At 43.2% G+C, this 24695-nt stretch carries 20 protein-coding genes and 1 riboswitch; of the genes, 18 read left to right on the forward strand and 2 right to left on the reverse strand.

The features are described from left to right. Positions 1 to 10: 10 nt before the first annotated feature. From ACWJAF_RS11405 to ACWJAF_RS11420, 4 genes are all read left to right on the forward strand, one after another. Positions 11 to 1405 carry an MATE family efflux transporter gene (locus ACWJAF_RS11405; protein WP_448864044.1) on the forward strand — a complete coding sequence of 465 codons (1395 nt, stop codon included), beginning with the start codon at positions 11 to 13 and terminating at the stop codon, positions 1403 to 1405. Position 1406: 1 nt separating this feature from the next. Next, positions 1407 to 2354 (forward strand): ornithine cyclodeaminase family protein, encoded by a 948-nt coding sequence (locus ACWJAF_RS11410; protein WP_448864046.1) that lies wholly within the window; start codon positions 1407 to 1409, stop codon positions 2352 to 2354. 4 nt (positions 2355 to 2358) lie between these two features. Next, a complete protein-coding gene (locus ACWJAF_RS11415; protein WP_448864048.1) occupies positions 2359 to 2736 on the forward strand; it encodes a RidA family protein in 378 nt (125 codons plus the stop codon). A gap of 111 nt (positions 2737 to 2847) precedes the next feature. Continuing rightward, positions 2848 to 3681 carry a P-loop NTPase gene (locus tag ACWJAF_RS11420; RefSeq protein ID WP_448864050.1) on the forward strand — a complete coding sequence of 278 codons (834 nt, stop codon included), beginning with the start codon at positions 2848 to 2850 and terminating at the stop codon, positions 3679 to 3681. Positions 3682 to 3788: 107 nt separating this feature from the next. On the opposite strand, the gene ACWJAF_RS11425 is transcribed toward ACWJAF_RS11420, so the two are convergent. After that, a complete protein-coding gene (locus tag ACWJAF_RS11425; RefSeq protein WP_448864052.1) occupies positions 3789 to 4685 on the reverse strand; it encodes a LysR family transcriptional regulator in 897 nt (298 codons plus the stop codon). Between the two features lie 244 nt (positions 4686 to 4929). Between ACWJAF_RS11425 and prdC the strand changes: the two genes are divergently transcribed. The 12 genes from prdC (at position 4930) to lpdA (ending at position 19358) form a co-directional block, all read left to right on the forward strand. Beyond that, positions 4930 to 6225, forward strand: a complete 1296-nt coding sequence (gene prdC / locus ACWJAF_RS11430; RefSeq protein ID WP_448864055.1) for a proline reductase-associated electron transfer protein PrdC — start codon at positions 4930 to 4932, stop codon at positions 6223 to 6225. Positions 6226 to 6239: 14 nt separating this feature from the next. After that, complete coding sequence (prdA, locus tag ACWJAF_RS11435; protein ID WP_448864057.1) at positions 6240 to 8027, forward strand: D-proline reductase (dithiol) proprotein PrdA; 1788 nt, start codon at positions 6240 to 6242, stop codon at positions 8025 to 8027. After that, positions 8027 to 8467, forward strand: coding sequence for a CBO2463/CBO2479 domain-containing protein (locus tag ACWJAF_RS11440; RefSeq protein WP_448864059.1), 441 nt, complete (start codon positions 8027 to 8029; stop codon positions 8465 to 8467). The genes prdA and ACWJAF_RS11440 overlap by 1 nt, the downstream gene beginning before the upstream one ends. Positions 8468 to 8479: 12 nt before the next feature. After that, on the forward strand, positions 8480 to 9205 hold the full coding sequence (gene prdB, locus ACWJAF_RS11445; RefSeq protein WP_448864061.1) for a D-proline reductase (dithiol) protein PrdB: 726 nt from the start codon (positions 8480 to 8482) through the stop codon (positions 9203 to 9205). 139 nt (positions 9206 to 9344) lie between these two features. Beyond that, positions 9345 to 10598, forward strand: coding sequence for a glycine/sarcosine/betaine reductase component B subunit (locus ACWJAF_RS11450; RefSeq protein WP_448864063.1), 1254 nt, complete (start codon positions 9345 to 9347; stop codon positions 10596 to 10598). Between the two features lie 332 nt (positions 10599 to 10930). Continuing rightward, a riboswitch (glycine riboswitch) is annotated at positions 10931 to 11004 on the forward strand. 102 nt (positions 11005 to 11106) lie between these two features. Further along, entirely contained in the window at positions 11107 to 12354 is a 1248-nt protein-coding gene (locus ACWJAF_RS11455) for a serine hydroxymethyltransferase (protein WP_296032500.1), read from the forward strand. 12 nt (positions 12355 to 12366) lie between these two features. Beyond that, positions 12367 to 13455 carry a glycine cleavage system aminomethyltransferase GcvT gene (gene gcvT, locus ACWJAF_RS11460; protein ID WP_448864065.1) on the forward strand — a complete coding sequence of 363 codons (1089 nt, stop codon included), beginning with the start codon at positions 12367 to 12369 and terminating at the stop codon, positions 13453 to 13455. Between the two features lie 37 nt (positions 13456 to 13492). Beyond that, positions 13493 to 13873, forward strand: coding sequence for a glycine cleavage system protein GcvH (gene gcvH, locus ACWJAF_RS11465; RefSeq protein WP_448864067.1), 381 nt, complete (start codon positions 13493 to 13495; stop codon positions 13871 to 13873). 33 nt (positions 13874 to 13906) lie between these two features. Continuing rightward, on the forward strand, positions 13907 to 15226 hold the full coding sequence (gene gcvPA, locus ACWJAF_RS11470) for an aminomethyl-transferring glycine dehydrogenase subunit GcvPA (RefSeq protein WP_448864069.1): 1320 nt from the start codon (positions 13907 to 13909) through the stop codon (positions 15224 to 15226). Further along, positions 15220 to 16644 (forward strand): aminomethyl-transferring glycine dehydrogenase subunit GcvPB, encoded by a 1425-nt coding sequence (gcvPB, locus tag ACWJAF_RS11475; protein ID WP_448864071.1) that lies wholly within the window; start codon positions 15220 to 15222, stop codon positions 16642 to 16644. The genes gcvPA and gcvPB overlap by 7 nt, the downstream gene beginning before the upstream one ends. A gap of 104 nt (positions 16645 to 16748) precedes the next feature. Next, the gene (locus ACWJAF_RS11480) at positions 16749 to 17747 is read left to right on the forward strand and encodes a lipoate--protein ligase (RefSeq protein WP_448864073.1); all 999 of its coding nucleotides are present in this window, start codon (positions 16749 to 16751) and stop codon (positions 17745 to 17747) included. Positions 17748 to 17918: 171 nt separating this feature from the next. Beyond that, a complete protein-coding gene (gene lpdA / locus ACWJAF_RS11485; protein WP_448864075.1) occupies positions 17919 to 19358 on the forward strand; it encodes a dihydrolipoyl dehydrogenase in 1440 nt (479 codons plus the stop codon). A gap of 72 nt (positions 19359 to 19430) precedes the next feature. Here the strand turns inward: lpdA and glgB are convergent, their stop codons facing one another. After that, on the reverse strand, positions 19431 to 21218 hold the full coding sequence (glgB, locus tag ACWJAF_RS11490; protein WP_448864077.1) for a 1,4-alpha-glucan branching protein GlgB: 1788 nt from the start codon (positions 21216 to 21218) through the stop codon (positions 19431 to 19433). A gap of 278 nt (positions 21219 to 21496) precedes the next feature. On the opposite strand from glgB, the gene ACWJAF_RS11495 reads away from it, so the two are divergent. Then, on the forward strand, positions 21497 to 22051 hold the full coding sequence (locus tag ACWJAF_RS11495; protein WP_448864079.1) for a TetR/AcrR family transcriptional regulator: 555 nt from the start codon (positions 21497 to 21499) through the stop codon (positions 22049 to 22051). A gap of 111 nt (positions 22052 to 22162) precedes the next feature. Next, complete coding sequence (locus ACWJAF_RS11500; protein ID WP_448864081.1) at positions 22163 to 24589, forward strand: ATP-dependent DNA helicase; 2427 nt, start codon at positions 22163 to 22165, stop codon at positions 24587 to 24589. The last annotated feature ends 106 nt before the right edge of the window (positions 24590 to 24695 follow it).

Consider the following 24695-nt stretch of genomic DNA (forward strand, 5'->3'; position numbering starts at 1 on the left):
GAAAAAATAAGTGAAAGAAAAAAATAAATATACAAAAACAATCAACTGGAAGCAGTTCTACCGGAATGTATTCGCCCTGGTCATCCCGATCGCAATCCAGAATCTGATCAATGTCGGAGTCACGGCAACGGATGTGATCATGCTCGGAAAAGTCGGAGAGAAAGTATTATCCGGAGCATCCCTTGCAGGACAGATCCAGTATATCATGACACTGATCTTTTACGGAGTGACTTCCGGAGCAACCGTTCTGACGGCACAGTACTGGGGAAAGAAAGATACCAGAACAATAGAAAAAGTTCTGGGTATGGGATTAAGTGCCGGACTTATCGTTGCAGTAGTATTCGCAGCAGCAGCCCTTGGCATGCCGGAGACACTGATGCGGATCTATACCTCTGATCCGGAAGTTATTGCAGAAGGAGTAAAGTATTTAAGAATCGTAGGATTTTCCTATGTGTTTATGGCAGTGACACAGGTTTACTTAAATATCATGCGTAGTATTGAACGTGTCATGGTAGCCACGTTCATTTACCTGATCTCGCTGCTTATGAATATTGTGGTAAATGCAGTCCTGATCTTCGGGCTTCTCGGATTTCCGGTAATGGGAGTCAGAGGTGCGGCAATCGGTACATTGTGCGCCAGAGCAGCCGAGACGGTGATGGTTCTCGCTTACGCTGTCTTTCGAAATAAAGTAGTAAGGATCCGGCTTAAAGATATGGTGAAGATCGATAAAGTATTGTTGAAAGATTTTGCGGTCTATTCCATGCCGGTGGTATTAAATGAACTGATGTGGGGACTGGGAACATCGGCGAATACGGCGGTGATCGGGCATCTTGGAAGTGCAGCAGTGGCAGCCAACTCGGTGGCACAGGTGGCAAGACAGCTGGCAACGGTCGTAACATTTGGAATTTCCCATGCAACGGCGATCTATCTTGGTAAGACGATCGGGGAAGGAAAAATGGAGCTGGCAAAAGCATACGGAAAACGTTTCGTCTGGTTAAGTCTGATTCTGGGAATCCTTGGCGGTGTACTGATACTGATCGCGGCACCGATTGCCAATGCAAATCTGGCACTGACCGGACCGGCAAAGAATTATTTGAGTTTCATGTTCTTCGTTATGTCGTATTTTACTGTGGCACAGGCATTTAATACCACAATGGTAGTGGGGGTATTCCGTGCAGGCGGAGATACGAAATTCGGATTGATCATGGATGTATCGACGATGTGGGGATTCTCCATTTTACTCGGGGCAGTGGCGGCATTTATTTTGCATGCCAGTGTGCCGGTCGTCTATATTATACTGATGAGTGATGAACTGATCAAAGTACCGATTACTTTAAAGCGGTATTTGACATATAAGTGGCTGAGAGATGTCACAAGGGAACAAAAAGAACTGGAGGAAATGTAAAATGATCGTATTAAGCAAGGAGCAGATCGAAGAAATGGTTGATCCGGATCAGCTGATGGATCAGATCGAAGAGGCATACCGGATCTATGGGTCAGGCGAGTTCTATATGCCGCCAAGACCAACGGTAGAACATGAAAATAAGCAGCTCATGTATATGCCATGTTACACAAAGGATATCATCGGGACAAAGATCTTGTCGATTTTTCCGGAGAATTCCAAACTGGGACTGCCGTCGATTGATGGTATCGTGTTACTGAATGATTATACGACTGGTGCGCCGCTTGCCGTTATGGACGGGCAGTCGGTAACCGCATGGAGAACCGGAGCTGTCGGTGGTGTGGGAATCCGCCATCTGTCAAGAAAGGACTGCCATACGGTTGGAATCATCGGAGCAGGAATGCAGGGATTCCATCAGGCAGTGTATGCATGTGCCGCAAGAGATATCCATACGGTATATGTATATAACCACAGTAACAGAGATCTGACAGATTATCTGGAAAGACTGAAAAAAGCTATTGATAAGAAGGACGTAAAGGTAGTACAATGTAAAGCAGTGGAAGAGCTTGTACAAAACAGTGATATCATATGTACAACGACTCCTTCAACCACGCCCGTTCTTCCGGATGATAAAGAACTTCTGAGAGGAAAATGTATTATCGCGATCGGCTCTTACATGCCACAGATGAGGGAAATCCCGGATGCGGTATTAGAACTGGTGGATAATGTGTATATCGAACTTCCGTATGCATGCGAGGAAAGTGGGGATCTTAGCCAGCCTCTGGCTAATGGAAAGCTTACGAAGGATCGTATCAAACTGATGCATGAATATCTGGCATCAGATGAACAGGAAATCAAAGAAGGACAGACAACATATTTCAAATCGGTTGGAATGGGATTATTTGATGTGTGCATAGCACAGAAATTATATGAAATAGCAAAGGAGAAATAGGATTATGAAAATTATAGCAACAGAAAAAGCACCTAAGGCACTCGGACCATATTCACAGGGATATGTACATGGCGGAATTCTTTACACAGCCGGACAGATTGCAATCGATCCAGAGGTAAATGACGTAGAAGCTGCAACAATTGAAGGACAGACAGAACAGGTATGTAAAAACCTTGCAGAAGTCCTGAAAGAAGCTGGAACATCATTTGACAAAGTATTAAAGACAACATGCTTCTTAGCTGATATGGGAGACTTTGCAGCATTCAACGAAGTATATGCAAAATACTTCACATCAAAACCAGCAAGAAGCTGCGTAGCAGTAAAGACACTTCCAAAGGGAGTTCTTTGTGAAGTTGAACTTATCGCAGCTGTTGAAGAATAGGAATTAAGGCAAGTTTATAAAAGTAAAAGGATCCCTCTTGAATAAAGACTCAAGGGGGATTCCGTAACGTAATGACAAATATAAAGAATAAAGAAAAGAAGGTATTAACAAATGTCAGAAGAACAAAAAACAGGCTGTAGCCCGTCAGACTGTGCTGGCTGTTCGCACGCAGGTTCCTGTGGAAGCAAACCACAGAGTCTGGTCAAACCGGCAAATGCAAAATCACACATCAATCATGTGATCGCAGTCGTCAGTGGTAAGGGCGGTGTTGGAAAATCTATGGTTACAGCATCTCTTGCAAGACTGATGAAAGAACAGGGATTTTCCGTAGGTATTATGGATGCAGATATTACAGGACCGTCCATTCCGAAAATGTATGGAATTCATGAGAAGGCAAAAGGAGACGGAGAAAATATCTACCCATGTGAGGCAAAAGATGGAACTAAGATCATGTCCATCAACCTGCTGCTTCCGGAAGAAGAAGATCCGGTTATCTGGAGAGGTCCGGTCATCTCTGGTGTTGTCACACAGTTCTGGACAGATGTAGCATGGGGAGAATTAGATTATCTCTTCGTAGACATGCCACCTGGAACAGGTGATGTACCGCTTACTGTATTCCAGTCCCTTCCGGTAGAAGGCATCGTGATCGTAACTTCCCCGCAGGATCTGGTACGCATGATCGTAAAGAAGGCCTACAATATGGCAGGTCAGATGGATATTCCGGTACTCGGAATTGTCGAGAACTACAGTTATCTGGTATGTCCAGACTGCGGACGCAAAATCTCAGTATTCGGAGAGAGCCATATCGACGAAGTGGCAGCAGAACTCGGCGTTCCGGTCATCGGAAAGATGCCGATCGATGCAAGCCTTGCAGAAGCAGTAGAGAATGAGAACTTTGCGGAAGTAAGTAATGATTATCTTGCAGATGCGGTGAATAAACTTTAAAAATTTTAAACCACGAGGACAAAAAATGATATCCGATAAAGCAGGAGAGCTTTATCAGATATCATTTTTCTTTTTGACCTGAACCTCAGATCTGTGGACTTACATACTCAGTCACGTTCATTATGAATCATTTCCGATATCATTTTCTGAGATAATTTGATAAATGCTTTTGCACATGTAGAAAGTGTCCTTTCGGACAAGATACCGATTCCCAGAGTTCTTACCGAACAGGGAGTGACCGGAACTTTCAGAACATTGGAGTCCAGACCCTTAAGGAACATATCCGGAAGCAGGCTGAATCCAAGACCTTTTTCTACCATGGGAATGATCGTATGATCATCATGACAGGTGAAGCTGGTCATAGGTGTGACATTTGACTGCTCTAAAGCTGCATTTACATCATGATCGACGCCATTTTCCGATGCGATAAAAGGATAATCGGCGAAAGCTGTAATGGGAAAATGTTCCAGATAGTTTTCCGGGAGCATAGAATTCTTTGGAAGAATCGCATACAACGGATCTCTTGCAAGTGACAGAAATTTAAAATTCTGATTTTTCTTCCAGCTTAAAAATCCAAAATCAATACTTCCTTCATATAACCAGCGCTCGATATCCCGGATCCCGCCTTCCCGGATACGGATGACAATATTGGGATAAAGCTGCTGGTATTTCCGGATGATCTCGGGAAGCCACTGGGATGCAATACTACAGTAAGTTCCGATACAGATAGATCCACGCTGAAGTCCGAGGATCGAATCCACAACATCATCCATCCGCTGATAGTGTGTGACCACCATGCGTATATATGGTAAGAGAAGTGAACCTTCCGAGGTCAGTTCAACGCCATGCTTGGTACGCTTAATAAGAGGAATCCCCATCTCCGCTTCCAGTTTACTGATGGCGTGACTGACACCGGACTGGGTATATCCCATACGTTCTGCGCTTAAGGTTAAGTTGTTTGTATCTGCAACATCACACAGAAGAGCAAGCTTATTGATATCCATAAAACCCTCCTTTCTTGAAAAAATGATAAAAAATTGTCAATAGATATGCCCTGAAAATTCGGCTGCCTCGTCTGTGAGGCCCGATTTTCCAGGGCTTTTCTCAGTTATGAAAGTTTGACATGTTATATATTAAACAATGTCAGTTCCATTCGTTAAGATTATAGCATATAATTCAAGCATAAACAAACAATTGTGTGACGAAAACACAAAAACTTAAAAATTGTTTAGAAAGGAGGTGCCGACGATGGAATTTGTTTTTGCACTTAAACAACATGTAGGTGCACCAGCCGGACCGGTGGTTTGTGAAGGAGATAACATAAAGAGAGGTCAGATGATTGCTGCGAAACCGGAAAATGCACTGGGAAGTAATATTTTCTCAAGTGTAGACGGAAAAGTAACAGCAATCGATGACAACTATATTACGATAGAAGAATCCGATACAGATTTTACAAGTTATCAGAAACTGACAGGTAATTCTCCAAAAGAGCTGATCGAAGAAGCGGGGATCGTTGGATTAGGAGGTGCCGGTTTCCCGACATCCGTGAAACTGAATGCACATTTTGACGGCGATGGAGTCGTGATCGTGAATGCAGCAGAATGTGAACCGATCCTGTCCCATAATATTGCGAGAATCGAACAGGAACCGGAGAACCTGATCAAAGGTCTTAAGATCGTGATGGATCTGGTGAATGCCAAAAGAGGCATTATCGCAATCAAGGAAATTCACAAAGAAGCAATTGAAAAATTAAAAGCAGTCATTACAGAAGATGATATAGAGATTTCCACACTGGAAAATATCTATCCGATGGGAGAAGAACGTGCAATCGTACGTGAGACCCTCGGCATTCTGTTAGAGCCGGAACAGCTTCCGATGGCAGCAAATGCGATCGTGATCAATGCAGAGACAGTCCTTAAAATCCGTGAGGCGGTAGAAGAAAAGAAACCACTCATTGATAAAGATATGACTGTGGCTGGTAAATTAAAAGAAGATGCATCTGTGCATATCTTCTTTGATATTCCAATCGGCATGAAAGTAGCTGATGTGATCGAAAAAGCCGGAGGTCTTGGAAAAGAATACGGCGAGATCATTATGGGAGGTCCGTTTACAGGAAAGAGAACTTCGCTGGATGCCCCGGTTGTCAAGACAACAGGAGGAATCATAGCAGCAGAAGAATTTCTTCCAGGACCAAAGAAAATCGGACTTCTTGTCTGTGCCTGCGGCGCAAATAAAGAACGACTGGAAGAACAGGCAAAGAGCATGGGTTCTGAAGTTGTAGGGGTTGAATATTGTAAGCAGGCAAAAGAAGTCAAAAACAGTCGTAAATGCGAGAATCCGGGACGATGTCCAGGTCAGGTGCAGAAAGTCATGCAGCTGAAGAAGGACGGAGCCCAGGCAGTTCTAATCAGTAACTGTACGGATTGCAGCAATACAGTAATGTCATGCGCTCCACAGCTGAAATTACCGGTTTATCATTGTACAGACGGTGCATTAAGAGCGGTAAATCATAAGCTGATAAGAAAATTTAAAAAGGACGAATAAAAGGAGGAATCAAAATGTCTATTACACAGGAAACATTGCAGAAACATTTAAAAGATCCAGCAATCTTCTGCTGTAGAAGAGAGAAAGGACTTGTGATCAGCGCAGCAGATCTGGAAGATCCGGGACTGTTCGATGATATGCAGGATGCAGGTCTTTTAACACTGAGTCCGGACGGACTTCGTATCGAACAGGTAATTGGCTGCACATTACTTCAGGATGTAGAAGCACTTACACCGATTACAAAAGATGTGCTCGATAAGGTAAATGAAGTAGAAGAAGAGAAGACAGAGGAGCCTGTTGCAAAAGAAGAGGCAGTAGCACCAGCTCCTGCAGTACAGCCAGTTACAGGAGGTAATGGAATGATTCATATTGAAATCGGAAAAGCAGAAAAATTTGATGGATTGAAACTCGATGTACCTGTATTTGCAGGCGGAGCACCGGCTCCTGCAGCACCAGCTCCTGCACCGGCAGAAGAAAAGACAGGCGAGAAGACAGTAATCAGAAGCCTTGTAAAGAAACATATCAAGATCACAGATGTAAAACTCGGAACAGAAACATCGATCAAAGATGGCGTGATTACAATTAATAAAGATATCGTAAAAGATGCAGTAAAAGAAGACATACTTTGTAAGAGTCTGGAACTGGAAGTTATCCATCCGGACGAGAGACACATTTACACAGAGACGATCATGGATGTGTGCCCGATCGCTACAAAAGTAGAAGGTGAACTTGGAGAAGGTATCACAAAAGTAGCAGACGGTGTTGTATTCATGCTGACAGGTGTGGATGAAGACGGTGTTCAGGTACATGAATTCGGATCTTCAGAAGGATACCTTGATGAGAAGATGTATTTCGGACATCCTGGATGCGCTGATGAGAATGATATCATCATCCGCTGCCACGCTGTTATCCAGAGATTATCAGGAATGACAAGACCTGGCCCGTTCGCAGCACACAAATGCCAGGACTACATCGTACAGGCAGTTCGTAATGAACTGAAGAAATACGATGGTGAAGTTGTTCGTGAAGAACTTTGCGAAGATGTAAGAAGAGTTGGTAATCCAAGAGTTGCCCTCGTAAAAGAAATCATGGGACAGGGAGCTATGCATGACAATGTACTTTGTCCGGAAGAGCCTTGCGGAATCAAAGGCGGACAGAAGAATGTAGACTGTGGAAACGTACCAATTCTGTTAACACCGAACCAGGTAAGAGACGGATCTATCCATGCACTGACATGTATCGGACCTGCAACAAAAGAAATGACACGTCATTATATCAGAGAACCTCTGGTAGAAGGACTTGCAGCAGATGATGAACTGGATCTGATTGGTGTTATCTGTGTAGGCTCTCCTCAGGTTAATGATGAAAAACTCTGGGTATCAGAAAGACTTGGATCATTAATGGAAAGTATGAATCTTGACGGTGTGATCATCACAACAGAAGGATTTGGAAATAACCACATTGACTTTATCCAGCATATCGGACAGGCAGGTAAGAGAGGCATTCCTGTAGTAGGAGTTTCCTTCTGTGCATATCAGGGACAGCTCGTTGTTGGTAATGAGTATGCAGATGCCATGGTTGAAGAGAACATGGATAAGGGTGGATTCGAAAATGATATCGCCGGTACATCATGCGTAACACCGGAAGTAGCAGCACGTGCAATCCAGATGCTCAAGAATAAGATGGCAGGTGTTCCGATCAAACCAGCTGAGAAGAAATGGAATAATGACGTTATCAATGCAAATAACAAATTATTAGGTCTTCCAGAGACAAAACTTGTAGAAAGCGGAACAATGCACTAATGGATTATATTATCAACCCTGTAAAAATGGGCGGTCTTGTAAAAAAAGTATCGGATGGAATGGTAAAGATTCATCTACATGGAAGATTAGGCGTAATTACAGTTCCCGAGAGCATTATCATCGGCGATACCCCGATTGAGCCGGGACATGATCTTGAGTTTTATTTCAGCTATATCCAGATTGTAGAAGATCCATACGATTACGATGATTCTGATATGACAACAGATCACGAGCCGCAGCCTTGCCTTTTGGGTGGCAAGATAATTGAAGTTAATGATACAGCGATCAGTGTGGCCATTATGAACGAAAAAGGAACAATCAATGTTCCGAGAAGATGGGCATTTACACCGGTCGAGATGCAGGTAGGACAGGATGTAGAATTCTATTTTAGCTGTATGAAGATAATAGGAAAAAAGGATATTCCGATAGAATCAATCTAAGGAGGTAAGACAATGAAATTAACAGTAAAAGAAGGTATGCAGTCAGAAATCTTCGTACCGGTTACACCAAAGCCGGTATTTACAGAATTAAAGAAACCATTAAGCGAGTGTAAAGTTGCATTTATTACAGCAGGTGGTATCCATAAGAAAGACCAGACTCCATTTAATACATCCGGAGACTTCTCTTATCGTACGATTCCATTTGATACACCATCTGATCAGCTGATGGTTACACACGGTGGATTCGATAACTCTGATATCAACAAAGACGTAAATGCGATGTTCCCAATCGACCGTCTGCATGAACTGGTAGCAGAAGGATTCATCGGATCTCTGCCGGCTGAGACATATACATTCATGGGCGGCGGTGGAAACGTTGAGAAATTCAGAGGCGAAACAGGTCCTGAAATCGCACGCAAATTAAAAGAACAGGGTGTTGACATCGTTCTGTGTACAGGTGGATGCGGAACCTGCCACCGTTCAGCTACAATCGTTACAAGATGCTGTGAAGAAGCAGGAATGAGCTGCTGCGTGATCGCTGCACTTCCTCCGATCGCAAGACAGCAGGGTGCACCTAGAATTACAGCACCTCATGTACCGATCGGATCAAATGCAGGTGAACCAAACAATGTTCCGATGCAGATCGCAATCTTAAAAGAGTCTCTGGAATGGGTTCGTGATTGCCCGAGCTTCAACCAGACAAAGATTCTGCCATACGAATATCGTCATAACGTATAATTGAAATGTAAACAGAGAGTGCAACAGGAGTAGTTGAAAATGACTTCTGTTGCATCTTGGATAAAAAGAAATGAAGAGGCTGTCAGGAAACGATAGCCTCTTTGCCGCTATACAAAAATGTATGAAGGGAGGCACTTTTATGGGATTAGGACCAAGTATCAAGATGACAACATTACACCACTACAGATGTCCGGTAACAGCAGAACTTACGAAAGCAGAAGATCTGGAATATACGGGAATCATCGTAGACGGGGTATCGGAAGTATGTGATGACAAGATCTATACAGCAAAAAGAGTCGGTGATCTGGCACAGATCATGCGGGCGGACGGAGCAATTGTTGCAATTGACGGATGGGGCAATCATCACGTGGATTTTGTAAATGTGATCGAACAGCTCGGAATCCGTGGAATCCCAAGTGTAGGCCTTAGCTATATCGGGCAGCAGGGAAGACTGGTGTGTACGAATAATTATGTAGACTGTGTAGTAGACTTTAATAAAAATACATCCGGTTATGAGTCGTGTGTGGTAGGAGATAATAATCTGACGGAATATGATGCTATGAAAGCAGTGGCACTGCTTAAGAATAAACTCAGAAAAGCCGGAAAATATGTGCCGGGAGATGAGAACGCAGGAGCAGAGACGAGAACGCTCAGACGACTTACAAGGAAAACATTCCAGATCAGGGAAGTAAAATTTGGCGATGCTACAAAGATTGAACAGGGTGTTCTGACAATCCGTAAAGGGATGGAACAGTCCCTGATCATGCAGGAGTCCAGAATTAAGGACATGAAGGTTGAAATCCTGAAACCGGGAGAATGCGATATGTTCGTCAATTCGAATCTGGATTATTCTCCGATTGCATGTAAAGTACGGGGAGAACTTGGAGAAGGTGTAACGCATCTGTTATCCGGTGTAACGGTCATGATCACCGGAGTGGAAGATAAAAGCGGTTTCCAGCCGTCTAATATTGGCTCATCGGAGGGAATCTTTCATGACCAGGTCGTGCTCGACCGTGCGGGAACACCGGCATCTTCGGATTATATTCTGCACATTGATGTTCTCTTTGAAGAAGGCGAAGGCAGAACAGCAGAAGGTATTATGGCAGCACACCGGGCGGCCGACCGGATCGTACAGGATATCCGGAAGGTACTGAAAGACCTTCAGAACATGCCATATACAAGAGAGGAATTCACGGATGTGGCAAAGCCTGGAAGATGCAAGATCATACAGGTGAAGATCGTATCCGGTCTTGGAAATATGTATGACACGGCAATGTTCCCATATGAACCTGGCGGATTCTTAGGAAGCCACAATATGATGGATTCCAAGAATGTGCCATATGTGATCACACCGAATCAGGGAAGAGACGGGGCGATACATTCCCTGCTCTAAGCGTAAGCGGTGATGGAGTTGTTGGTATGACATATAGATGAGTTTATTTATAAAGCATGAGAAATATTAGGTATTCATAAGATTGTATTGCTGTGCAAAGTACATAAAGTGTGATAAATAATTAACTTATGGATTTACTGTTGACTTAAAGAACACAACCTGTTATGCTAATTGCATAGTTGATAGATGAATTTGTGAGATGCCTATGTACAAAGTGCATAAATGGAATAAACCATATCATTCAGGCAAGATGTGAAGAATGAAGCAAAGATATTATGCGGCATAGGAGCCGAAGGGGCATGCAGAAACTCTCAGGTAAAAGGAACGAATTCGGACGACGCTCTGGAGAACAATTAGAATTGTACCGAAGAAGTAATCTTTCAGGTAAAAGGACAGAGGCAGACAAAAAACACTTTTGAGAAAAAAGTATTTTTTGCCTGCTTTTTTGATGCCTAAAATGGGGAATGGGCATGAAAAGCAGGCAGATTCCGAAGGAGGTAAAACAAAAATGAACAGAATCGAAGATGTAACAAACTACATCACAGAATGTGACAAAGAAGTTGGGGAAGCACTTTCATTAGAGCTTGGCAGACAGAGAAGAAATCTGGAGCTGATCGCATCCGAAAATATCGTAAGTCCGGCAGTTATGCTGGCAATGGGAACTGTACCAACCAATAAATATGCGGAAGGTTATCCGGGAAAGAGATATTACGGCGGATGTGAAGATGTAGACATTCTGGAGAATCTGGCAATCGAAAGAGCAAAAGAACTGTTCGGATGTGAACATGCATGTGTACAGCCGCATTCAGGAGCCAATGCCAATACTGCAGTGTATCAGGCACTTCTGGAGCCAGGTGACACGGTTATGGGATTGAATCTTGCACACGGCGGACATCTGACACATGGTTCACCGGTGAATTTATCCGGAATCTTATATCATTTCGTACCATACAATGTGAACGACGACGGATATCTGGATTATGATGAGATCCGTAAGACCGCACAGGAATGCAAACCAAAGATGATCGTTGCAGGCGCATCCGCATATCCGAGAGAGATCCGGTTTGATATCTTTGAAGATATCGCAAAGGAGGTCGGAGCATATCTGTTTGTAGATATGGCACACATCGCAGGACTTGTGGCAGCGGGACTGCACCAGAGTCCGGTTCCATATGCAGATGTTGTAACCACAACTACACATAAGACACTCAGAGGTCCGAGAGGCGGAATGATCATGTGTAAAGAGAAATACGCAAAAGCGATCAACAAAGCCATTTTCCCAGGAACACAGGGAGGACCGCTGATGCATATTATCGCCGCAAAGGCCATCTGTTTCGGAGAAGCTTTAAAACCGGAATTCAAAGAATATCAGCAGCAGGTGATCAAAAATGCGAAAGCACTTGCACAGGCAATGATCGACGAAGGATTCAATCTGGTAAGTGGCGGAACAGACAATCATCTGATGTTAGTGGATCTGCAGAATATGAATATCACAGGAAAAGAACTGCAGAACAGACTGGATGAAGTCTATATCACAGTTAATAAAAATGCAGTGCCGAACGATCCGGCAAGCCCGTTTGTGACAAGCGGAATCCGTATCGGAACACCGGCAGTGACAACGAGAGGCCTGAAAGAAGAAGATATGAAGACCATCGCAAAACTGATCAAGATGACGGTTACAGATTTTGATACAAAAGCAGATGAGATCCGTGAAGCAGTAAATGAAATCTGTGGCAAGTATCCACTTTACAACTAGGAGGTGTTAGCAATGGAATTAAAGACTCCACTTTATGATGCACATGTTAAAGCCGGTGGAAAGATTGTAGAATTTGGGGGATATCTTCTTCCGGTACAGTATGGAACAGGTGTGATCAAAGAACATATGGCAGTACGTACACAGGCAGGACTTTTCGATGTCTCACATATGGGAGAAGTATTATGTGAAGGGAAAGATGCACTGGCGAATCTGAACCAGATCCTGACGAATGATTTTACCAATATGGTAGACGGACAGGCAAGATACAGTCCGATGTGTAATGAACACGGTGGGACAGTAGATGACCTGATCGTATATAAGAAATCTGATGAACACTACTTTGTCGTTGTAAACGCAGCAAATAAAGACAAAGATTATCAGTGGATGTTACGCCATCAGTTTGGCGAAGTAACATTTAAAGATGTATCATCCGAGTATGCACAGCTTGCACTGCAGGGACCGAAAGCAATGGAGATCCTTAAGAAGCTGACCGCAGAAGAGAATATTCCGGAGAAATATTATCACGCAGTATTTGATGCTGAAGTTGCCGGAATCCCATGTATCGTTTCCAAGACAGGATACACAGGTGAAGATGGTGTAGAACTGTATCTGGCAAGTGAGAAAGCAGAAGAGATGTGGGATGCATTGTTAGAGGCAGGAAAGGAAGAAGGACTCGTTCCTTGCGGACTGGGTGCAAGAGACACACTCCGTATGGAGGCAGCAATGCCATTATATGGACATGAGATGAACGATGATATCACTCCGCTTGAGACCGGACTGAAGTTCGCAGTGAAGATGGCGAAAAATGATTTTATTGGGAAATCAGCTTTAGAGGAGAAGGGGACTCCATCCATCAAACGAATCGGTCTTAAGGTAACAGGAAGAGGAATCATCCGTGAACATCAGGATGTATATGTAGGCGATAAGAAAATCGGACATACAACAAGTGGAACACATTGTCCGTATCTTGGATATCCAATCGCAATGGCACTCGTTGATGCTGATTCTGTAGAAATTGGAGATACAGTAGAGGCAGATGTGCGAGGAAGAAGAGTGGCAGCAGAGGTGGTTGCACTTCCGTTTTATAAAAGAGAAAAATAAAAAGATATAATAAAAAGATATAAAGGAGAAAAATATCATGATTTTAAAAGAAGAATTAAAATATTCAAAATCACACGAATGGATAGCATTAGACGGAGATACAGCAGTTGTAGGACTGACAGATTATGCACAGTCAGAACTCGGAGATCTGGTATTTGTTAACCTTCCGGAAGTAGGAGATACCGTAGAAGCAGGCGAAGTGTTCGGTGATGTAGAATCTGTGAAAGCAGTGTCAGATGTCTATTCACCGGTAACCGGAGAAGTAACAGAGATCAACGAAGAACTCTTAGATGCACCGGAACTGGTCAATGATGATGCCTATAAAGCATGGTTTATCAAAGTAAAAGACGTATCAGCAACGGAAGAACTTTTAACTGCAGATGAATACAAAGCATTTGTGGAAAGCGAGCAGGAATAAACCTAAGTCATTGAAAAAGGCGGTGAAAAAGCGATGGGAAGCTATGTACCGAATACGTTAGAAGAACGGAAAAAAATGCTTCAGGAAATCGGCTATTCGTCCATTGAGGACTTATTTGCACATATTCCGGAAGAAGTAAAACTAAAAGGGGAACTGAATATTCCGAAAGGAAAGACAGAGTTTGAAGTACGGCGCGAGATGGAACAGATTGCAGAAAAGAACCAGGTGTTTCGGACAATTTTCCGCGGAGCCGGAGCTTACAGACATTTTATCCCGGCCATGGTAAAAAATGTGACATCTAAAGAAAATCTGCTGACGGCATATACGCCATATCAGGCAGAGATCAGTCAGGGAATCTTACAGTCAATCTTCGAATATCAGACGATGATCTGTGATCTGACCGGAATGGATGTATCCAATGCCTCTGTATATGACGGTGCAACTGCAGCGGCAGAAGGTGTTGCAATGTGTCAGGAAAGAAAGAAACATAAAGCGTTGATATCAGGAACGGTTCCGCCATATGTACTGGAAGTGGTAGAGACCTACTGCTTTGGAAATGGAATGGAACTGGAAGTTATTCCGGAAAAAGACGGACTGACGGATAAAGAATATTTAAAGGAACACATCGATGCACAGACTGCATGCGTATATATCCAGCATCCGAATTATTACGGTAATCTGGAAGATGCAGAAGAGATCGGTGAGATCGTACACGGTGCAGGAGCAAAATATGTGATGGGTGTGAACCCGATTTCACTTGGAGTGATAAAGACTCCTGCAGAATATGGAGCAGATGTGGCAGTTGGTGAAGGACAGCCGCTTGGGCTTTCACTTGGATTCGGAGGTCCTTATCTCGGATTCATGGCAAGTAAGGAAGCAATGATGAGAAAGCTTCCTGGAAGAATTGTCGGTGAGACAGTCGATCATAACGGAAAGACCGGATATGTATTGACACTTCAGGCAAGAGAACAGCATATCCGGAGAGAAAAAGCATCCAGCAATATCTGTTCGAACCAGGCACTTTGTGCACTGGCAGTCGGAGTCTATCTTGCAACAATGGGAAATGAAGGTGTCAGACAGGCTGCGGTACTTTGCACTTCTAAGGCACATTACCTTGCAGAAGAGCTGCAAAAAATAGGATATAAGATCTGTAACAAGGCAGAATTCTTCCATGAATTTGTGACAGAATCTGCAATACCGGCAGAACAGATATTAAAAGCACTTGAAGACAAGGGAATCCTTGGCGGATATCCACTGGATGAGCATCATATTCTGTGGTGCTGTACGGAAGTTAATACAAAAGAAGAGATGGATCAGGTGATCCGGATCTTAAAGGAGGTGCCGGCATGTTAGTATTTGAAAAAAGCAGACCGGGAAGAGGATGTGATCTGTTACCGGCATCGGATGTAGAGATTTATTTACCTGAGGAAAAAGATAAAAGAGAATTGCCGCTTCATCTTCCTGAACTTTCAGAAGGAGAACTGAGCAGACATTATACAGAACTTGCAAAGAAATCACATGGAGTGAATGACGGGTTCTATCCACTTGGATCATGTACGATGAAGTATAATCCGAAGATCAATGAAGATATGGCTTCACTGCCAGGATTTACAGAAATCCACCCGTTACAGCCGGAGCATACCGTACAGGGATGTCTGGAGGTTATCGGGGAGATTGAGAATTCCCTTTGTGAGATCACGGGAATGGATCGTATGACGTTACAGCCGGCAGCAGGAGCGCACGGAGAATTTACGGGACTTCTTCTGATCAAAGCTTATCATGAGAGCAGAAATGATGAGAAGAGAACAAAGATTCTGGTACCGGATTCTGCACATGGAACGAATCCGGCAAGTGCGGCAATGGCAGGATATAAGGTTGTCAGTATTCCGTCTGCACCGGATGGAGGTGTAGATATTGAAAAGTTAAGAGAGGCAGCAGGAGATGATGTAGCAGGATTGATGCTTACCAATCCGAACACAGTCGGTCTCTTTGATAAGAACATTCTGGAGATTACGGATATCATTCATGAATGTGGCGGCCTCTGCTATTATGATGGGGCAAACTTAAATGCAGTCATGGGTACGGTACGCCCTGGAGATATGGGATTTGATGTGATCCATCTGAATCTTCATAAGACATTCTCCACACCACATGGTGGCGGCGGTCCGGGAAGCGGACCGGTTGGATGTAAGGAAATGTTGTCTGATTTCTTACCATCATATCTGGTAGAAGGAGAAGAGACATTACATCTGGAGAAACCGGAAAATAGTATCGGTGAGATGAAGAGCTTCTACGGTAACTTCCTTGTAGTGGTAAAAGCACTGACTTATATCAAGACACTCGGAAGAGAGGGTATTCCGGAGGCAAGTCAGAATGCAGTACTGAATGCCAACTATATGATGAATAAATTAAAAGATTTGTATCCGATGGCATATGACGAAATCTGTATGCATGAATTCGTTATGAGTCTTGCAGGTCTGAAAAAGAAGACAGGCATTTCGGCAATGGATATTGCAAAAGGACTTCTGGATGACGGTATTCATCCGCCTACAATGTATTTCCCACTGATCGTGGATGAAGCATTGATGGTAGAGCCGACCGAGACAGAATCGAAAGAGACGCTGGATGATGCAATCGCAGTATTCCGCAAGTTATACGAACTGGCAGAGACAGATCCTGAAAAATTACATCAGGCGCCTGTGACAACTCCGGTTACAAGGCTGGATGAAGTCAATGCGGCAAGACATCCACATCTGCGTTACGAGTTTTAACAGGATAAGAAATGTTAACAGGTTTCATATCTGAGAATACCTGGAAGAGATAAACGGGTTTTGGGGTAAACCTGTGTTGGTAAAAATTGAAGAGAGGAACAATTATGGTCACAAAGCTTACGTATATAGAAAGCAATCAGGTGAACCCATACAAGAATCTTGCAGTGGAGGAGTATTTACTCCTCCACTGTGAGGATAAAGAGTGTATTTTGTATCTCTGGCAGAATCAGAATACCGTTGTAATCGGGCGTAACCAGAACGCATGGAAAGAATGTAAAGTTACAAAATTAGAAGAAGAGAACGGACATCTCGCAAGAAGACTTTCCGGAGGCGGGGCAGTCTATCATGATCTGGGCAATCTGAACTTTACTTTTCTGGTAAATAAGGATGAGTACAGTCTGGAAAAGCAATTGCAGGTAATCATAAATGCAATGGGGCGGCTAGGACTAAAGGCAGAAAAATCCGGAAGGAATGACATCCTGATCGATGGAAAGAAATTTTCTGGTAATGCATTTTACGAACAGGAAAAACACTGCTATCACCACGGAACTATCATGGTAGATGTGAATATGGAAACACTGTCCAGATATCTGACCGTATCCAAAGATAAGTTGAAATCCAAAGGTGTGGATTCTGTGAAATCCAGAGTGACAAATCTGAGGGAATATCTTCCGGAACTGACACTGGAAGAGTTAAAGAAGGCACTTCGCGAATCTTTTGAAGAGGTTTATAATCTGAAATCGGAAGAAAAGAAGATGGAAGATCTGGATACAGATGAGGTTGAAGAAAAGAAGGCACATTTTTCATCCTGGAAATGGCTGTACGGAAGAAAACTGGACTTCCAGTACGAGCTGAGTCACAGATTTGCATGGGGCGGGATTACTATGCAGTTTCAGGTAGAAGCAGGAAAGATCAAGGATGTAGAAGTCTATTCCGATGCGCTGAATATTGAACTGGCAGAGGCAATTCCAAAGTTCTTAAAAGGAATCAAATACCGAAAAGAAACTATGTGTGTACAGCTTGGATTATTCTGGTCAAAGGATAAGAACGTTGAGCATATGATGAATGATGTGATTGCGTGGATTAGGGAGTCAGATTTATAAAGATGGAATAATTTTGCAGATGCAATATTATCTGGCTTGTAGATGAGGTGCAATTTTGAATCGCCATGCGTTCGGAAGAAGCTGCCAGTGGCAGGTTCTGTAGATGGAACTGGTGAATGAACATGTGATAAAAACCTTGTAAAAATGCAGATTTTACAGGAGGAAAATGAAATGAGCGGAAAATATGATGTTATAGTAATCGGTGCCGGACCGGGCGGATATGTAGCTGCGATCAAAGCTGCAAAACTCGGACTTAAGACGGCCATTATAGAAGAACGAAGAGCGGGCGGAACCTGCCTGAACCGTGGTTGTATCCCGGCGAAAGCAATGATCCATGCATCTTCGTTATACAGAGAAATGCAGGATGCAGAACGGTTCGGAGTATCAGCTTCGGATGTAACATATGATTACGGAAAAATTGTTGCATATAAAGAAGAAACAACAGACAAACTGGTGCAGGGAGTCGAGCAGCTTCTGAAGGCAAATGGCGTAGATGTATACAATGGAAAAGGTACGCTTCTGGAAGAGAAGAAGGTGCGGATTCAGAAGAAAGCGGAAGGTAAGGAAGATTTAACAATAACAGAGAGTACAGTGGATGTGATAGAAGGGGAAAATATTATCCTTGCCAGTGGTTCAAAACCACTGATACTGCCAATCCCGGGAATGGACAATGAAAGAGTCCTGACCAGTGATGCACTTTTTGCGATGAAAGAAGCTCCAAAGAGTCTGATCATCATCGGAGGCGGTGTGATCAGTGTGGAATTTGCCACAGTATACGCGAACCTTGGATGCAAGATTACAATCCTGGAAGCAATGCCAAAGTTAGTACCGAATATGGATAAAGAGATCAGTCAGAATCTGAAGATGATCCTGAAAAAGCGAGGGATAGATATTCATACTTCTGCGGCAGTACAAGGTGTAACGGTAGAAGGCGAAACCTGTACCTGCCATTATATAGAGAAAGAAAAGGAGCAGGAAGTAACAGCAGAGTACGTGCTGTGTGCAGTGGGACGCTGTCCGAATACAGATGGCCTGTTCGGAGAAAATGTAAAACCAGATATGGAACGCGGACGTGTGCTGGTGAACGAAAACTTTGAATCCAGTATCCCGGGAGTCTATGCAATCGGTGATCTGATCTTTGGTGCACAGCTTGCACACGCAGCAAGTGCGCAGGGAATCGTTGTAGCCGAAAAGCTCGCCGGAAAAGAACCGTCGATAGATCTGAGTATCGTTCCGGGGTGTGTCTACACAGATCCAGAAATCGCATCCGCAGGAATAACAGAAGACCAGGCAAAAGAAAAGAAAATCGCAGTAAAATGTGGCAAGTTTATTATGAGTGCCAATGGTAAATCTATTATTACACAGGAAGAACGCGGATTTATCAAGGTTGTGGCAGAAGAATCAACCGGTAAGATCCTGGGAGCCCAGATGATGTGTGCAAGAGCAACAGACATGATCGGGGAATTCGTAACTGCAATTACAAATGGACTGACGGCAGAACAGATGTTAAAAGGAATGCGTTCGCATCCGACTTACAATGAAGGAATCGGGGAAGCTCTTGAGGAACTCGAAGGCGGGGCGATACATGTGGTGCCGAAGAAGAAAAAGTAAATTGGTGTTGAACTAAGTCGCTCCGCAACAACCTTTCTAGGTCGTCGCGGAGCGACTTAGTTCAACACCAATTTAATGAATTAGATAGTATGCTGCGGAATATGCCGGCAAATCAAGTGATACGGTATCTCCTGTAACTTTTATCTTTTTCTTTGTATACTTCTTAGATCCCCCATAGACAGCATCATCACTGGTAAGGATCAATTCAAGCTCTTTTGCATCTTCGACCGGAAGTTCATACTTTTTCTGTACTTCATCAGAAAAGTTAAACACAGCAGCAATCCGCTCTTTTCCATCGGTTCTTTCGATTGCGTAGATGCAGCGTTCTTCCTGATGACAGTCGAGCCAGTGGAATCCGGCATTTTCATAATCCAGTGCAGATAAAGCAGGATGGGTCATGTACAGATGGTTCAATTTCTGCATAAAATGATGGAATGCATCGTGGATTGGATATTTTAAGATATCCCAGTCCTGTTCGCGCTTTTCATCCCATTCTCTTATCTGTGCAATCTCATTTCCCATGAAATTAAGTTTCTTTCCCGGATGTGCATACATATACATGTAAAAAGCACGTGCCTGTGGGAATTTATCTTCATAGTCTCCGCTCATTTTCTGTGCGATAGTTGCCTTTCCATGTACAACTTCGTCATGAGAAAGTGGAAGCAGGAAATCATCATTATAATAATACATCATAGAAAATGTAAGCTTATGATAATCACGACTTCTGTATTCCGGGGCAGTACGGAAATAATCTAATGTGTCATTCATCCAGCCCATGTCCCATTTATAATCAAAACCAAGTCCGCCCTGATCTACCGGTTTTGTAACACCTTCAAATGAAGTGGAGTCTTCGGCGGAGAGCATAGCTGTCGGATGAAGTGATTTTAAACCACGGTTCATTTCGCGGATGAAGTCTACAGCATTATTGTTGACTCCTCTTGCCGGTTCGCCCTGCCAGTAGATGATACGGCTGATCGCATCCATGCGGATTCCGTCTACATGATATACGCTTAACCAGTAATTGGCAGCGGACTGCAGAAAGCTTCGTACTTCTCCTCTGGAGTGCATAAAGTTGCAGCTTCCCCATTCGCTGACACCAACATCCTGGTGTGGATATTCATACAGAGCGGTGCCGTCATAATCAGCAAGTGCATAATGATCGATTGCAAAATGTACCGGGACAAAGTCCATGATTACGCCGATGTCATTTTTGTGGCAGGCATCGATGAATTTCATCAGATCTTCGGCAGTTCCATAGCGGGCTGTCGGACTGAAAAATCCGGTGTTCTGATATCCCCAGGATTCATCACATGGATGTTCGCTAAGAGGCATGATCTCAATATAGTTATAATCATTTTCTTTAAGATAAGGAATAAGGATGTCGATCATTTCCACATAAGTATACCAGTCATCTGCCTTTTCGGAAGGTTTCTTAAATGATCCAAAATGAAGCTCGTAGATGTTCAGTGGCTTGTCTTTACATACGGAACGCTTCTGCATCCATTTGCTGTCTTTGAACTTGTAGTGGGACAGGTCACGGATAATAGAAGCAAAGTTTGGGCGCAGTTCCATTCCGAATCCATAAGGATCGCAGTGTTCTACGCAGGCTCCGTCCTGTCTGTAAATGCGGTATTTATACATCATGCCAGGTTTTGCTCCCTTTGCATAGCATTCCCAGAAGTTCCCATCATAAGATTTGTTCAGTTCCCATTCCTGCCAGTCGTTAAATTCCCCAATAACTGTAATACGTGATGCGGCAGGTGCAAAGGTACGGAAGGTTGTTCCGTCCTTATCTGGGTGCGCGCCGAGAAATTCATAGGCGTCAAACATTTTTCCTGTGTAAAATCCATAAAAATCCATAATATCCTCCTAAAAAATATATATTACGGTTCACAGTTCCCAGAGTGTGTCTGAAAAATCATTTCTGCAATCTATACGCGCCACTTTGGAAGATCCCCATCTGTGAACAGTAACATAAAATAATCAACTATCTGCTAAAAGATAATGGACAGTAGTTGTTTTTGTGATTTATAATGCTATTATAAGTAAAAAGGGATACGCAATCCACCAACAAAATCAACGAATGGATGGATAAACGACGGATTGCGGAAAAAGTCGGATAAAAAGAGGAAATGTACATGGATCTGAGAATTGAAAAAACGGAACGGGGAATTAAAAATGCATTCATTGAATTGCGGTCAAAGAAAGCACTGGAAAAGATTACGGTGAAGGAATTATGTGAAAGCGCCAGGATTAATAAGTCAACGTTTTATGCACATTACAAAGATATCTATGATCTGTCAGATGCAATGGAGGCAGAAGTTGTAGAGTCTATTGCAAAAAGTATACAGCATCCGGAATACCTGCTGGAACATCCGGCAGAATTTGCAAAAGAACTTCTGATGGCATATGTGTCTCAGAATTCTCTGACGGCGATTCTGTTCTCGGGAAGTCAGGCGAATCATTTTGCGGACAGCATCGAGTGCAGTATTAAACAGATGATCTTTGAAAAATACCCGGATCTTGCAGAGCATACCACACTGAACGTGATGTTAAGTTTTTGTATCCAGGGGAGCTATCATGCATATCAGAAAAACAGGGAAAAAGATATCGTGACCGTGATTGATGTAATCGCAGGGATGACAGGAGCAATTCAGCCGATGTATGAGGAGATTCTGCGGCAAAGACAGTAAATAGAAGTATTAGTGATCGATCCGGTCTGAAGAGCACGAACTGGAAGGCCGGCAGGTGATTGTGGCTGAAAATAGCGAAAGAAGATAAAAAAGAAGACAGGAGGATGCGGCATGAATCTGGAACAGTCGTGTATCCGCATATCAGTGCGGAATCTGGTAGAATTCATATTAAGGCATGGGGATATTGACAACCGGACAGGCGGGGCAGATAAAGATGCCATGCAGCAGGGGAGCAGGATACATAGAAAGATCCAGCGTCAGATGGGAGCGGAATACCGTGCAGAAGTTGCATTAAAATATGAAGTACCGTGTGAGGATTTTGTATTGTCGGTGGAAGGAAGAGCAGATGGAATCATAGAATTACCCAAAAGAGTTGTGGTCGATGAGATCAAAGGTGTATTTAAGGATTTGAAACGTCTGGAAGAACCACAGCTTTTACATCTCGCACAGGCAAAGTGTTATGCTTATATCTATGCGGAACAAAAAGATCTGGACGAGATTGGTGTTCAGATGACATATTGTAACCTGGATACGGAAGAAATCAAGCGTTTTCAGCAGTTATATACAAAGGAAGAATTGAAAATATGGTTCAAAGAACTGGTATCGGAATATGAAAAATGGGCTCGCTATCAGATGGAATGGAGAAAAAAGAGAAATGCATCCATTAAGTCTATAGAATTTCCATTTGATTACCGGGAAGGACAGCGAAACCTGGTAGCGTCCGTGTACCGGACCATTCTCAGAAAGAAAAAACTTTTCATCCAGGCACCGACCGGTGTGGGAAAAACGATGGCAACAGTATTTCCGGCGGTAAAAGCTGTAGGAGAAGAACTGGGAGAAAAAATCTTCTATCTGACAGCGAAGACGATTACAAGAACGGTTGCAAGCCAGGCATTTGAAACACTCCGGGAGCAGAATCTGCGTATGAAAGAAATTACACTGACAGCAAAAGAAAAAATATGTTTTTGTGATGAGGTGGTTTGTAATCCGGATGCATGTCCATATGCAAAAGGACATTTTGACAGGGTAAATGATGCGGTCTATGAACTGATCACTACAACAGACCATATGAGCAGAGAGATACTGGAAGCACAGGCAGAAAAATGGAAGGTCTGCCCGTTTGAAATGGCTTTGGATGTATCACAGTGGGTAGATGCTGTCATCTGCGATTATAATTATGTATTTGATCCGAATGCACATTTGAAACGTTTCTTCGGAGATGGTGTAAAGGGTGAGTATCTGTTTTTGATTGATGAGGCACATAATCTGGTAGAACGTGGAAGAACGATGTACAGCACCAGTATCTGTAAAGAAGATTTCCTGAAAATAAAAAGACTGGTAAAGGCCGGAGAACCAAAACTTGAGTCTTCCCTTGAAAGCTGCAATAAGATTCTGCTTGCGTTAAAAAGAGAGTGTGACGGATGCCAGATTTTAAACAGCGTATCACACATTTATGTGAAGCTTCTGACACTTATGACGGAGCTTGAGGATTATCTGGAAGATTGCAAGGATGAGAATGTCAGAAAAGAAGTGCTGGAATTTTATTTTACGATCCGGAATTTTCTGTATATCCATGAACGTCTGGATGGGAATTACCTGATCTATTCCGAGTTAAATGAAGCGGGGGATTTTTATATTCATCTCTTTTGCGTCAATCCGGCAGCATGTCTGCAGGAATATATGGGAAAGGGAAATAGCACGATACTGTTTTCTGCTACATTTCTTCCGATTAATTATTATAAGAGGCTTTTATCAACCGCGAAAGATGACTATGCCATCTATGCAGAGTCGCCGTTTGAGCAGAAGAAAAGACTCCTTCTGCTGGGAAATGATGTCAGTACAAAATATACAAGACGGGGACCTGAAATGTATCAGAAATATGCATCCTATATCCGGAAGATAACAATGGCAAAAAGTGGAAATTATATTGCTTTCTTTCCATCTTACCGGTTCATGGAGGACGTATACGAAGAATTCTGTAATCAAAGCGATGTACAGGAAAAGGAATCAATGTCCAACGGATGGACGAAGACAGATACAACAGGAGGATATGTTACCGGGGAGATAGAAGTACTCGTACAATCCCAGTATATGACAGAACAGGAAAGAGAAGAATTTCTGGAAAGATTTGAAATAGTGAAAGACCATAGTCTGATCGGCTTTTGTGTAATGGGAGGTATCTTTTCCGAAGGAATTGACCTGACAGAAGATAAACTGATAGGGGCGATGATTATAGGAACTGGGCTTCCGCAGGTGTGCCTGGAGAGAGAACTTTTAAAATACTATTTTGACAATCAGGGGTTGAATGGATTTGATTATGCCTATCTCTATCCGGGAATGAATAAAGTACTGCAGTCAGCAGGCAGAGTAATCCGCACGGATCAGGACAGAGGCGTCATTGTATTACTGGATGACCGCTTTATGGAACGACAGTGTCAGAATGTGTTCCCAAGGGAATGGGAGGATTATAAAGTTTGCAATAGTGAGGGAATAAGGGGAGAATTAAAGCGGTTTTGGAGTGAGGATGTTGGTGTTTAATACACTGTTTCATTGTGGCATCCCGGTCCATGAGAAAGCGCTGGTATCCTATTTGCTGCTAGATGTCACGATGCAGAAGTTCTAAGGCAGTACGACTTTACTAAGG

It is taken from the genome of Dorea sp. (assembly GCF_977044405.1).

Excerpts from the sequence above, each read along its gene's own strand:
- ACWJAF_RS11410 (WP_448864046.1), top strand. The coding sequence starts at position 1,407 with ATGATCGTATTAAGCAAGGAGCAGATCGAAGAAATGGTTGATCCGGAT.
- ACWJAF_RS11415 (WP_448864048.1), top strand. The coding sequence starts at position 2,359 with ATGAAAATTATAGCAACAGAAAAAGCACCTAAGGCACTCGGACCATAT.
- ACWJAF_RS11420 (WP_448864050.1), top strand. The coding sequence starts at position 2,848 with ATGTCAGAAGAACAAAAAACAGGCTGTAGCCCGTCAGACTGTGCTGGC.
- ACWJAF_RS11425 (WP_448864052.1), bottom strand. The coding sequence starts at position 4,685 with ATGGATATCAATAAGCTTGCTCTTCTGTGTGATGTTGCAGATACAAAC.
- prdC (WP_448864055.1), top strand. The coding sequence starts at position 4,930 with ATGGAATTTGTTTTTGCACTTAAACAACATGTAGGTGCACCAGCCGGA.
- prdA (WP_448864057.1), top strand. The coding sequence starts at position 6,240 with ATGTCTATTACACAGGAAACATTGCAGAAACATTTAAAAGATCCAGCA.
- ACWJAF_RS11440 (WP_448864059.1), top strand. The coding sequence starts at position 8,027 with ATGGATTATATTATCAACCCTGTAAAAATGGGCGGTCTTGTAAAAAAA.
- prdB (WP_448864061.1), top strand. The coding sequence starts at position 8,480 with ATGAAATTAACAGTAAAAGAAGGTATGCAGTCAGAAATCTTCGTACCG.
- ACWJAF_RS11450 (WP_448864063.1), top strand. The coding sequence starts at position 9,345 with ATGGGATTAGGACCAAGTATCAAGATGACAACATTACACCACTACAGA.
- ACWJAF_RS11455 (WP_296032500.1), top strand. The coding sequence starts at position 11,107 with ATGAACAGAATCGAAGATGTAACAAACTACATCACAGAATGTGACAAA.
- gcvT (WP_448864065.1), top strand. The coding sequence starts at position 12,367 with ATGGAATTAAAGACTCCACTTTATGATGCACATGTTAAAGCCGGTGGA.
- gcvH (WP_448864067.1), top strand. The coding sequence starts at position 13,493 with ATGATTTTAAAAGAAGAATTAAAATATTCAAAATCACACGAATGGATA.
- gcvPA (WP_448864069.1), top strand. The coding sequence starts at position 13,907 with ATGGGAAGCTATGTACCGAATACGTTAGAAGAACGGAAAAAAATGCTT.
- gcvPB (WP_448864071.1), top strand. The coding sequence starts at position 15,220 with ATGTTAGTATTTGAAAAAAGCAGACCGGGAAGAGGATGTGATCTGTTA.
- ACWJAF_RS11480 (WP_448864073.1), top strand. The coding sequence starts at position 16,749 with ATGGTCACAAAGCTTACGTATATAGAAAGCAATCAGGTGAACCCATAC.
- lpdA (WP_448864075.1), top strand. The coding sequence starts at position 17,919 with ATGAGCGGAAAATATGATGTTATAGTAATCGGTGCCGGACCGGGCGGA.
- glgB (WP_448864077.1), bottom strand. The coding sequence starts at position 21,218 with ATGGATTTTTATGGATTTTACACAGGAAAAATGTTTGACGCCTATGAA.
- ACWJAF_RS11495 (WP_448864079.1), top strand. The coding sequence starts at position 21,497 with ATGGATCTGAGAATTGAAAAAACGGAACGGGGAATTAAAAATGCATTC.
- ACWJAF_RS11500 (WP_448864081.1), top strand. The coding sequence starts at position 22,163 with ATGAATCTGGAACAGTCGTGTATCCGCATATCAGTGCGGAATCTGGTA.